Raw genomic sequence first — 10,842 nt, 5'->3', positions numbered from 1 at the left:
CGTTGCTGGTGGATTGTTACCGCTTGACCTTGTGACTAATTTGATTGGTGGTCTAACAGATGGTTTATTATCATTAGAAGTAGTTGCAGATTTACTCGATAAAGTGACAAATGGTTTATTACCATTGGATCAGGTGACTGGTTTATTGAATGATTTGACTGCAGCTGATCAAGTGGCTGATCAAATCATGAATATTCTAGCGAATACTTCAGAGACACCTATATTTGATTCACTTGCTGATGTAACGACTGACTTAACACTGGATGAAGATGTAGTTGGCCTTTTTGCATCTTTGGCCGGTACAGAAAACATTCAAGTAAATCGTAATGAGATTGATGATTTACTGAATGAACTTGAAATTTCTGAAACAGTTGAAGTGACTGTAAAAGCGAATGATTCTGTTGCTGTTGATCATTTGTTGGTTATGCCTCAGCCAGCAATGACAGATAGCTTACTCGATAATCATTCTAGCCTAATCTAATATTCAAGATTAAACCCAGAAAAGTTATTGCTTCAGTAGTATGTAACTGAGGGCAAGAATTTAAGAGGTTGATAATGCTGAGTTCTATCAAATATAGGGCTCAGCTTTTTGTTTTTAGTATTGCATTTTAATAGAACATAGATTGAAAAGTGGTCGAATTAAAGGGTTTTAAAATTATAAGTTGAGTAATTTTAAAAAAGTGTTTCGAAAATTAACATATAACATTTATACGCAGTGATTTAAGTCCTATAAAATAATCTGTTTTTTAATAGATCGGATAGTATGAATAACCTAAGCTTATTAAGCGATGCATTGGATGATGCTCAATACTTAAAAGAGCTGCATTATTTTATTGAAGAGCATAAGTTACCCATTACTTCAAAAGATGATCTGGATGAACAGATTATTGTGATTGAAAAATATCTAGGTCAAGATCAATTTACCCAACTTCATGCTAAACGTAAAAAGGCGAATCTCGGGACTGGTATATTGGCTTTACCCGTATTGTTCTATTGTATTTTTCTTTTTATGAGTCGTTACTTGGGATATTTTGATGTTGATTTAAATGTTAAATCAATCAGTCAGGTTATTTTTGCTGATGCAATTCAATACATCTGGTTCGTGGCATTATATGCTTTAGCGTTCATTGGCTTAGTGGCTTATTTTTATAAGCTGAATACCCAAGCCAAACATACAATTCGTCAAGTGACGCAGCAGTTGGTTCAACGTACTCAGCCATAGGCCAGCGTCTCAGTTATTTAGAATATTTTTGGTTGAGTGCATCGAGTTCAGTGCCAATTTTTTGTTGGATAGCGATTGAACGCTGTGTCAGTTGCTCAAATTCTTTACTCGGTGCATTGGGATTAAAGTCAGCTGCAGTAGATAGCGTATAAAGCTGATTAGCTGTCATTAAATTATCGATCATGTCAGTACGAACCTTTTGGACTTCAGCACTTTTTAAATGCAGTGCCATAATTTCTGTTTTGACTTGTTCTTGTAATGCATTGGCACTCTTAAACGTTTCTGACATTTGGGCTGGATTACTGGCAAGGCCGTTGATCTCATCTTTTAAGGCAACTGCTCGACTATTCATACTATTGATGACTTGATTAAGTGCTGCAAGGTCAGATTGAATATCAGCTGCGATATTTGAAGAAAGTTCAGCAGGTTTGATCTGCCAATTGCCTTGGGTTGTAACGTTTTTAGATTCTGTTACTGGATTTTTTGTATTTTCAGTTGTTGGCGTTTTGTTGTCACTACATGCGCTAACAAATAGACTCAGTGCTGTGAGAGGGAATAAAATATATTTCTTTGTCATCGTCATTGTTAGGCTCATATTTCATGGTGGAAATTAAGAAAAATGCAATTATTCAAGCAGTCAATATGCAGTTGAATAATCGCATTTCAACATAATTTAAAATACGGCACTAGTGTATTTGTATAACATTCAATTATTTTGATTTTTTACGACGGATATATAGGGTTTTGTGTACTTCAGCGATACGTAAACCAGATTCATCATAAATATCTAAAGTGTAGTTGCGATATACTGGCGCATAATTTTCAGCCAAGCTTTTAATTTCTTCAATCTCGGCTTGGTCTAAGCGAACATCAGCATAAACGGTACTACGTCCTGGGGAGAGGAAATTAATAGAAGCGGCTTTATCCCAAACAATATACTTGGGACCAAGATGGTGAATTAAGAGCAGCATATAAAATGGATCAACCATAGCGTAAAGGCTACCACCAAAATGTGTACCAACAACATTACGATTTTTGCTGGTAATTGGCATTTTGATACGGATATGGTGGTTTTTTACATCAAACTGATCAATCTCAATACCTGCTCCTTTAAATGGTGCATATTGATTGAGTAGATATTTTGCTATAAAGGGAACTGTCTGTATTTTCTTAATAATATTAAACATGGTCAATTCTAATTCATAAATATCGAATCATAATAGTCAACAATCACGCAGCAAGCATTGATCGAATTGCGCACGATTACAAATAAATAGTCAATCATGAAAATAAGATGGGACTTGGATATGCAAACAAATCAACACTGGATTAAAACCCAAGATGGGCAGCAGTTAAATGCAATGACCTGGGGGCATCCAGACAAGGAAGCTTTGGTTTTGGTACATGGTTATCCTGATAATCAGGAGGTTTGGCAACCAATTATTAATGAGCTCATGCAAGATTTTTATATTGTGACCTATGATGTGCGTGGCGCAGGTCAATCTTCCGTACCTAAACGCATCCGAGACTACAGCTTAGCTCGTTTATCACAGGATTTAGCTTGTGTTACTCAGGAACTATTAGCGGATCGTAGATATCATTTGGTCGCACACGACTGGGGTTCTATTCAAAGCTGGGAGTCTGTAACTGACCCAGAATTTAAGTCACGTATACTTTCTTATACGACCTTATCTGGACCGTGTTTAGACCATGCAGCATTTTGGCTGCGAGAGCAATTTCAACAAAATAAGCCCCAATTTTTCCAGCAACTGACAAAGTCTTGGTATATTGCTGCATTTCAATTGCCTTTACTCGCACCGACAGTATGGCAGTTTTTTAATGCAGAACGTTGGGGCAAGGTGTTATCACGTTTGGAAAAAACAGATGATTTGCCTTTAAACCAAAACATTGCTCATGATGGGCGTTATGGGGTTGCATTATATCGAGCAAATTTCGCCGCTCGCTTATTGAAACCGCGTAAGCGTCATGCGCAGTGTCCTGTGCAAGCGATTGTATTGAAAAGAGATAATTTTGTAAGCCCAGCTCTGATTGATGAGTTACCGAAGTGGGTTAATGATTTAGAGCGCGTTGAATTAGATGCTAATCACTGGGCAATTTTAAGTCGGGCACCAGAAATTGCAGCGTTGATTGCTGACTTTGCTCAGCGTCATCAACACACAGCATAATGCAATTTAAGTTAATTTGGCTGCTATGCTAAATTCACGATAAAGTGGGCAAACCTTGTGGATAAACTCTGCTAGAATGCCCTTTTTTTCAAATATGCTTTGAATATGATTGCAATTATAGCGGCTATCGTGGTCATGTTTAGCCTGTCTTTGGCGCGAGTTCCAGTAGTATTTGCGTTAATTACAGGTGCGATCACAGGTGGTTTATTGGCAGGTTTAGGTCTGCAGGGAACATTGGAGGCATTTAATCAGGGCTTGGGTGGCGGTGCAAAAATTGCATTAGCTTATGGAGTGTTAGGTGCTTTTGCCTTGGCTTTAGCCCGTTCTGGTTTACCTGATTTATTGGCCTTTAAACTGATTAAAACCTTAAAGTCAGATGCGAGTGCAGGGGCAAGCTCTCGTAATAAAGTCAAGTATTTAGTTTATGTTGCGATTGCTTTAGCGGCGGTCTGTTCACAAAATCTTATCCCCGTTCATATCGCGTTTATTCCTGTACTTATTCCACCGCTATTGGGCGTGTTTAATTATCTTAACCTTGATCGTCGTGTGATTACTTGTATCTTGACTTTTGGTTTAGTCGGAACATATATGTTGATCCCCGTAGGTTTTGGGGCAGTATTCTTAAATGATATCTTAGCGCATAACATCAATATTTATGGTGCAGCTTATGGTTTTCATATTGAAAAGAGTCAAATCCCTCAAGCAATGTTGATTCCTGTATTGGGAATGTTCGTGGGCTTATTGGTTGCGATTTTCTTTAGTTATCGTAAGCCAAGACAATATCGCGATATTAAGCCTCAAGCGAGTACACAATCTATTGCAGGTGAACCGATTCAAGTCGAGCAAGAGGCGGCACCTAAGATTGCTCCTTTTACTTTATACATGGCCGCTTTTGCTGTACTGGCAACATTGTCAGTACAGGTCTATACCGAATCAATGATCCTTGCTGGTTTAGTGGGTGTTGCGATTTTAAGTTTTGCTGGCATCTTTAAGTGGAGTGAAGCTGATGATGTCATTATTTCGGGTATGCGAATGATGGCATTGGTTGGTTTTATTATGATCACTGCACAAGGGTTTGCTGCTGTAATCGATGCAACTCAACAAGTGCCAACATTGGTACAAGCTTCTGTTGAGTGGATCGGGGATAGTAAAGGTCTTGCTGCATTTTTAATGCTGCTGATTGGTTTGCTCATTACGCTTGGCATTGGTTCATCATTTTCGACTGTTCCCATTTTGGCAATTATCTATGTGCCGCTATGTTTGCAATTTGGTTTTAGTCCAGCAGCAACCATTGCCTTGATTGGCTCAGCTGCTGCTTTGGGTGATGCGGGTTCTCCTGCTTCTGACTCCACATTAGGACCAACTTCAGGACTAAATATGGATGGTCAGCATGACCATATGCACGACAGTGTAGTACCAACCTTTATACATTTTAATATTCCATTGATGATTTTTGGTTGGATCGCAGCAATGATACTTTAGTTATATTGTGATTAATTATAAATGGCTCAGTTTTAAATAAATTGAGCCATTTTTATTTATCTATTGGTTAAAGATGTATTTAAAATATCATATTAAAAAGTGTAGTATTAATAAGTGGAATAATAGAGAATAAGCTGTAGTTTTAATAATTAATATTGAAAACCTTATTAAATTACTAGGAATCGAAAACCAAGTAATACACTTTGAATTAATATGCTAGTGAAAATAAATTATAAGATGTAAATGGAAGATATAATATTTGCTTAAACCAACTTAATTACTATGAATAAATAAATATCTTTATAAATCATGTGTATGTAAATAAATGTCATTGGATTGTTATATTATGTGTTGCATATTTTATTGCCACGTGTTTATTATATTTGCATGAATTAGGTAAAGGTGTTTCAAATGTTTAAACAACTAGCTCTCGTTGCATTATTAGGTGTATCAGCTTCTGCAATTGCAGGTCCTTGGCAAGTTAAACTTGGTGGTAGTGTATTAGCACCTACTTCTGATACTAAGTTGGGTGAGGCTACTGTTAAAGCTGAGCATGAATTCAACTTTACACCTTCTGTAGAGTATTTTTTTGGTGAATCAAACTTCTCTGCAGAATTATTATTAGCAGCGCCATTTAACCAAAATGCGACTATTGATGGTGCTCGTTTAGATGGGAAATTTAAGCATTTACCTCCAACACTAACTGCAAAATATAACTTTAATAACAGTTCACGCTTTACACCTTATGTAGGTATTGGTGCGACAGCATTCATTCCTTGGGATGAGTCGGGTTTAATCCATAAAGTGAAAGAGGACTTTGGTTTTGCTGGTCAAGTTGGTGTGAACTTCCAACCTGCTGATGCAAAAAACTGGGGTGTTTTTGTAGATGTACGTTATGCGGATCTTAACCCAGAGATTACTTTGGCCGATGAAAATCGTACTAAGTTTAAGTTAGATGTAAATCCGATCGTTTATACATTAGGTTATAGCTACCGTTTCTAATTGAGGCATAACTGATAACAACTAGAGCCCATAAATAAAAAGCATAAGAAAAGAAACATAAACAAAGAATCATAAAAGACATTAAAACAAGAATATTCAGCGCTTAATAGCCTCATTCCCTAAAAAGAATGAGGCTTTTTAAGCTATTATTTGATGGATAACATTGTGATTTGTTGAGAAATTAACAAGATAATCAGAGAAAAGTCAGATCAAGTATTGAAAAATCAGTAAGGGGCACCAATTCATATAGCATTCTAGAAAAGCAATATGATAGGGAGTCATTCATGACTGAGCAAAGCGTAGAAAAACATAGTTTCCAAGCTGAAGTAGCACAGCTTCTACATTTAGTGACACATTCACTTTATTCTAATCCAGAAATCTTTTTGCGCGAACTCATTTCTAACGCGTCAGATGCTTGTGATAAATTACGTTTTGAAGGGATCAATCATCCAGAGTTTTATGAAAGTGATCCAGAACTGCGTGTACGTGTCAGCCTCAATAAAGACAACAACACACTGACCATTTCTGATAACGGTATCGGCTTAAGTCAACAAGAAGCAATTGATAATCTGGGGACTATTGCGAAGTCTGGTACAAAAGACTTTATGTCAAAGTTAACAGGTGATCAAAAATCAGATGCACAGTTAATTGGTCAATTCGGTGTCGGTTTCTATTCTGGTTTTATCGTTGCCGATAAAATAACTGTTGAATCGCGTCGTGCTGGTACTGCAAGTCATGAAGGTGTTCGTTGGATCAGTGCGGGTACGGGTGAATTTGAAGTTGAGCAAATTGACAAGGCTTCACGTGGAACAGATATCATCCTGCATTTGCGTGAAGATGCTTTGGATTATTTAGAAACTTATAAAGTAAAACAAATTATCAACCGTTATTCGGATCATATTAGCTTACCAATTCAGATGCAAAAAGAAGTTTGGCAAACTGAAGAAGTGGCTGAGGGTGAAGAGCCTAAAGGCGGCCAGATGGTCAAAACGGATGAGTGGGAAGCGATTAACTCTGCCAGCGCACTTTGGACACGCAGTAAAAATGATGTGACAGAAGAGCAGTATGTTGAGTTCTATAAAAACCTAAGTCACGACTTTGAAGCACCATTGGCATGGTCACATAACCGTGTTGAAGGTAGCACAGAATATACCCAGTTACTTTATATCCCAGGTAAAGCCGCAGCAGATTTATTTACACGCGAAGCAAAAGCAGGCATTAAGCTTTATGTGAAACGTGTGTTTATTATGGATGATGCTGACAATCTGATTCCAAACTATTTACGTTTTGTTCAAGGTGTGGTGGATAGCGCCGACTTACCATTGAACGTGAGCCGTGAGTTATTACAAGAAAGTCGTGATGTGAAAACGATACGCGAAGGTAACGCGCGTCGTATTTTGACTATGCTTGATGGTTTGGCTAAATCTGAAGATGAAAAAGATCAAGAGAAGTTTAAACAGTTCTATCAAGAATTTGGTGCAGTGATTAAAGAAGGTTTGGGTGAAGATGTTGGTAACCGTGACCGTATTTTAAAACTGCTGCGTTATGCAACATCAAATAATGATGAGATCAGTACTTCATTAGCTGACTATAAGTCACGTATGAAAGAAGGACAAAAAGCGATTTACTATGTGACCGCTGAAAGTTTATCTGCTGCGAAGAACTCACCACAATTAGAGTTGTTTAAGAAAAAAGGTATTGAAGTTTTATTGATGGCTGATCGCGTTGATGAATGGTCAATGAACTTTGTCCATGAATTTGATGGTACAGCACTTCAAAATGTATCTAAAGGTGCAGTAGATCTTGGTGATTTACAAGATGCTGAAGAGAAGAAAGCACTTGAAGCGGCTGCCGAACAGTTTAAACCTGTTGTGGAAAAGTTGAGTGATTCACTCAAAGACAAAACGAAAGAAGTTCGTGTAACAACACGCTTGGTCGACTCACCAGCATGTTTAGTGACGAGTGAAGGGGAGTTGTCACCACAATTGATTCGTATGCTTCAACAGGCTGGACAAGCGATCCCTGAAAGTAAACCAATTTTGGAAATTAACCCTGAACATCCATTGGTACAAAAGTTAGAAAATTCAGCGCAATTTGATGACTTGGCTAATGTGATTTTTGATCAGGCGGTGATAGCAGAAGGTGGTTTACCTGAAAACCCAGCTGAATATGTAAAGCGTATCAATAGCTTGTTGTTGAAATAAAAGTTTAAAAATAATTTTGTGGTGAGGAAACCTTGCCACATTGTTTTAAAAAACGACCTATATTAGGTCGTTTTTTTATGGCGTAGTTTTTAGGGAATTTTATATAAAATGGTTTTAAAACAATGCTTCAAAACGTATTAAACTGCTGAGGTAGTGATCGCGATGATCACGGTGTTGGTTAAAATAGTTAAGGTCGGCTTGTATAAATAACCACTCACGTCCTATGGGTTGGCGCCACGAAACAAAAGGTCCCCAGCTATCTAGACGTAAATCACTTTGATCATAGAAACCGCCACTGTAAATACCATAACTAAATCGGTTGTTTTCAAAAAACTGATGTTGTCTAAACAAGCGGTTATCCCAACTTAGATCATCTTCTTGTTTGTCCGCATAAGTGAGACTAAGTTGGTTGGAAACAAAGGCCTGTTGTGGGCGGGCATGAGTGAGTTCAAGATTGGTTCTTAAGAAGTTTTCACTTTTAGAACCATAGCGATAAATCTGTTCGGCGTGAATGAAAAAGTCATTTTTCAATGGCCAGTCACGTTTGGCCTTGAAGCGTAGATAAAGGTCATCGCCTGAACGTAAGCCTAAGTCAGCATCAAATTTAAAAGGCAATTTTTTAGAAATCTCAGACCAACGCAGTGCAATTGAGCTGTTATCTTCCCAGGATTGTTTTTTATCAAATTGTTTGTTAACGGCATAATCTGGATTTTGATTGACAATTGCAACGTTATGGTCAAATTCGTTATCAAGTGTGTCATCACCAAATACCACGCTGAGTTTATTTTCTAGCGCTGGCAGTTTAATTTTTCCGCGGATACGTGGCTTAAACTCATATTGGTCATGTTGATTATAGCTTTGGTCAATGATCAAGCGGAGACTTGCATCAGCTGGACGTTCTGGATCTGGCTGACCAAACCATTGATCAATTTTCATGGCTGAACGGTCAATCCAGTTGTGAATCTGATTTTGTTGCTGATCAGCCCAAGTATTTTCTTGAGTTTGACTGGTACTCGGAACTAAAACTTGATTGGACTCTGGCGGAAGAATGGTGGGAGTTGCATCAATAAAGTTTGGAACATGGTCAATAATACTTTGAAAGTGGCTCTGTTCACCTTGTTGTGTTGATGCTCCATTTTCTTGTGTAGTCGATGTATTGGCATAACTCAATGAGGTAAATAACAATAAGGTCGATGCGATCGCAGCTTGGCAATGAAGTCGTCGATACAATTTATAGTTCATAGAGCAAGTCACTTTGCTTAATTAAAAAATACTGAATTATTGTCTAAAATATCGATGGAAATAACAAGCGATGTGCAGAGAAGATTATTTTTTTTATTGCTTTAAACTCAATAAGATATCTAAATAATTGAGATAACGACAGCCGGGAGCTGTCGTTATGTCATCAATCAAACGGATTAGGCTTTATTTTGTGTAGGAACTTCACAGCTTTCATCATTACACATAGCCGCCGAGTCAGTTTCAACCTGTTCAGCTTGGGCACGAAGATCCGCTTGAGCTTTTTCTAAAACTTCAAGGAAGACTTCACGTGGTTGAGCACCTGCAAGGGCAATTCGTTGGTCAAAAACGAAAAAGGGTACACCAGTAACTTTAAGTTGCTCGTGTGCAATTTTTTCATCATGACGAACAAATTCAGCAAAACTATTACTATTGAGTACATCTTCCACTTCACCATGATCGAGACCAATACGCGATGCGATATCTTCAAGGATTTCACGTTCGCCGATGGCAAGTCCTTCGGTCATGTATGCATGGAAAAAAGCCTCTTTGGCTTTGCTACCTAGTCCCTTACTTTGCGCGAGATGAATAATTTGATGGGCGTTAAAACTATTGCCTGAGTTGGCATTTTCCCAATTAAATTCAATTCCTTCAGTCGCAGCGATTTCGGCAATATTACGTTCCATTGCCTGCATATCTTCAAAACTACGACCATATTTTTTTGCTAGACGTTCTGTATTTGAAGTGTCATGTGTACTTGGTGCATCAGGATCAAGTTCAAAACTGTGCCAATGTACCTCGAGTTCTAGGCCAGCTTCGGCTGCAACATGTTCTAAGCGTTTTTTCCCGATATAGCAAAAAGGGCATACTACATCTGACCAAATATCTACACGCATGGTATTTACCTAAATTTTATCGTCAATATTTCCAATATATGAGGGTCTAATTGTGTAGTTTAAAGCGTTAATTTAAAAAAATACTTAAATGATGGGTTTACACTCTAGATCAGCGAAGTTGGCTAGACGTTGTGACTTGCTCAAAGTCACGACGCCTAAGCTTGAGTAATTTAGAAATACTGCTTCTTATAAAAAACGTATGCAATCAATCCACTTGATAAAAACATAAATGCAATCAGAAAACTAAAAGCATGTTCAGCTTCTTGGAAGGGAAGCGGTACGTTCATACCATACACACTCGCAATTAATGTCGGTACTGAAAGTACGATTGTTACTGCTGTGAGTAGTTTCACGACATGGCTGACGTTGTTTTGAATGACGTTGCCATAAGCATCCATAACGTTGTTTAAGTTGAGCTGGTTGATTTCAGCTACCGCAGCAACTTGATCAAACTCAATCAAACAGTGTTGATATAATTCACGCTCTTGCTGCGTGCTAATTTTTAAGTTAGCAACATCATCATGGCGTAAAACATGAAGTAACTGTTTGAGTGAAGTTGTGATATAGAGCAGACTTTCATTTAAATAAAGTAGAGTATAAAGCTCTTGGTT

At 37.8% G+C, this 10,842-nt stretch carries 10 protein-coding genes and 1 pseudogene; 6 read left to right on the top strand and 5 right to left on the bottom strand.

What is annotated here, in order from left to right:
- Positions 1–481, top strand: a pseudogene (locus Aru01_RS18390) (hypothetical protein); the annotation flags it as partial.
- Positions 482–763: 282 nt separating this feature from the next.
- Positions 764–1,222, top strand: coding sequence for a DUF6097 family protein (locus Aru01_RS17085; RefSeq protein ID WP_016657840.1), 459 nt, complete (start codon positions 764–766; stop codon positions 1,220–1,222).
- A gap of 13 nt (positions 1,223–1,235) precedes the next feature.
- Here Aru01_RS17085 and Aru01_RS17080 read toward each other — a convergent pair whose 3' ends face one another.
- Positions 1,236–1,805 (bottom strand): PM1805 family lipoprotein, encoded by a 570-nt coding sequence (locus Aru01_RS17080; protein ID WP_016657839.1) that lies wholly within the window; start codon positions 1,803–1,805, stop codon positions 1,236–1,238.
- A 127-nt stretch (positions 1,806–1,932) separates the two neighbouring features.
- Positions 1,933–2,409 (bottom strand): PaaI family thioesterase, encoded by a 477-nt coding sequence (locus Aru01_RS17075; RefSeq protein WP_016657838.1) that lies wholly within the window; start codon positions 2,407–2,409, stop codon positions 1,933–1,935.
- A 120-nt stretch (positions 2,410–2,529) separates the two neighbouring features.
- Between Aru01_RS17075 and Aru01_RS17070 the strand changes: the two genes are divergently transcribed.
- From Aru01_RS17070 to htpG, 4 genes are all read left to right on the top strand, one after another.
- The gene (locus Aru01_RS17070) at positions 2,530–3,408 is read left to right on the top strand and encodes an alpha/beta fold hydrolase (RefSeq protein ID WP_016657837.1); all 879 of its coding nucleotides are present in this window, start codon (positions 2,530–2,532) and stop codon (positions 3,406–3,408) included.
- A gap of 105 nt (positions 3,409–3,513) precedes the next feature.
- Entirely contained in the window at positions 3,514–4,890 is a 1,377-nt protein-coding gene (locus tag Aru01_RS17065; RefSeq protein WP_016657836.1) for a Na+/H+ antiporter family protein, read from the top strand.
- Positions 4,891–5,301: 411 nt separating this feature from the next.
- Positions 5,302–5,892 (top strand): OmpW/AlkL family protein, encoded by a 591-nt coding sequence (locus Aru01_RS17060; protein WP_016657835.1) that lies wholly within the window; start codon positions 5,302–5,304, stop codon positions 5,890–5,892.
- Positions 5,893–6,176: 284 nt separating this feature from the next.
- Positions 6,177–8,096: a molecular chaperone HtpG gene (gene htpG, locus Aru01_RS17055; RefSeq protein ID WP_016657834.1), complete on the top strand. Its 1,920-nt coding sequence runs from the start codon at positions 6,177–6,179 to the stop codon at positions 8,094–8,096.
- A 114-nt stretch (positions 8,097–8,210) separates the two neighbouring features.
- Here the strand turns inward: htpG and Aru01_RS17050 are convergent, their stop codons facing one another.
- From Aru01_RS17050 to Aru01_RS17040, 3 genes are all read right to left on the bottom strand, one after another.
- Entirely contained in the window at positions 8,211–9,338 is a 1,128-nt protein-coding gene (locus tag Aru01_RS17050; RefSeq protein ID WP_016657833.1) for a hypothetical protein, read from the bottom strand.
- A 176-nt stretch (positions 9,339–9,514) separates the two neighbouring features.
- Entirely contained in the window at positions 9,515–10,231 is a 717-nt protein-coding gene (locus Aru01_RS17045) for a DsbA family oxidoreductase (protein ID WP_016657832.1), read from the bottom strand.
- Between the two features lie 170 nt (positions 10,232–10,401).
- Positions 10,402–10,842: CorA family divalent cation transporter (locus Aru01_RS17040; RefSeq protein WP_042111661.1), on the bottom strand; the 441-nt coding region annotated here is incomplete at its 5' end.

This window comes from Acinetobacter rudis (assembly GCF_000829675.1).
GTDB classification, from domain to species: Bacteria; Pseudomonadota; Gammaproteobacteria; order Pseudomonadales; family Moraxellaceae; genus Acinetobacter; species Acinetobacter rudis.
Note: the sequence above shows the minus strand (reverse complement) of the source record. Positions and strands in the feature narration are given on the sequence as shown.

Excerpts from the sequence above, each read along its gene's own strand:
- Aru01_RS17085 (WP_016657840.1), top strand. The coding sequence starts at position 764 with ATGAATAACCTAAGCTTATTAAGCGATGCATTGGATGATGCTCAATAC.
- Aru01_RS17080 (WP_016657839.1), bottom strand. The coding sequence starts at position 1,805 with ATGACGATGACAAAGAAATATATTTTATTCCCTCTCACAGCACTGAGT.
- Aru01_RS17075 (WP_016657838.1), bottom strand. The coding sequence starts at position 2,409 with ATGTTTAATATTATTAAGAAAATACAGACAGTTCCCTTTATAGCAAAA.
- Aru01_RS17070 (WP_016657837.1), top strand. The coding sequence starts at position 2,530 with ATGCAAACAAATCAACACTGGATTAAAACCCAAGATGGGCAGCAGTTA.
- Aru01_RS17065 (WP_016657836.1), top strand. The coding sequence starts at position 3,514 with ATGATTGCAATTATAGCGGCTATCGTGGTCATGTTTAGCCTGTCTTTG.
- Aru01_RS17060 (WP_016657835.1), top strand. The coding sequence starts at position 5,302 with ATGTTTAAACAACTAGCTCTCGTTGCATTATTAGGTGTATCAGCTTCT.
- htpG (WP_016657834.1), top strand. The coding sequence starts at position 6,177 with ATGACTGAGCAAAGCGTAGAAAAACATAGTTTCCAAGCTGAAGTAGCA.
- Aru01_RS17050 (WP_016657833.1), bottom strand. The coding sequence starts at position 9,338 with ATGAACTATAAATTGTATCGACGACTTCATTGCCAAGCTGCGATCGCA.
- Aru01_RS17045 (WP_016657832.1), bottom strand. The coding sequence starts at position 10,231 with ATGCGTGTAGATATTTGGTCAGATGTAGTATGCCCTTTTTGCTATATC.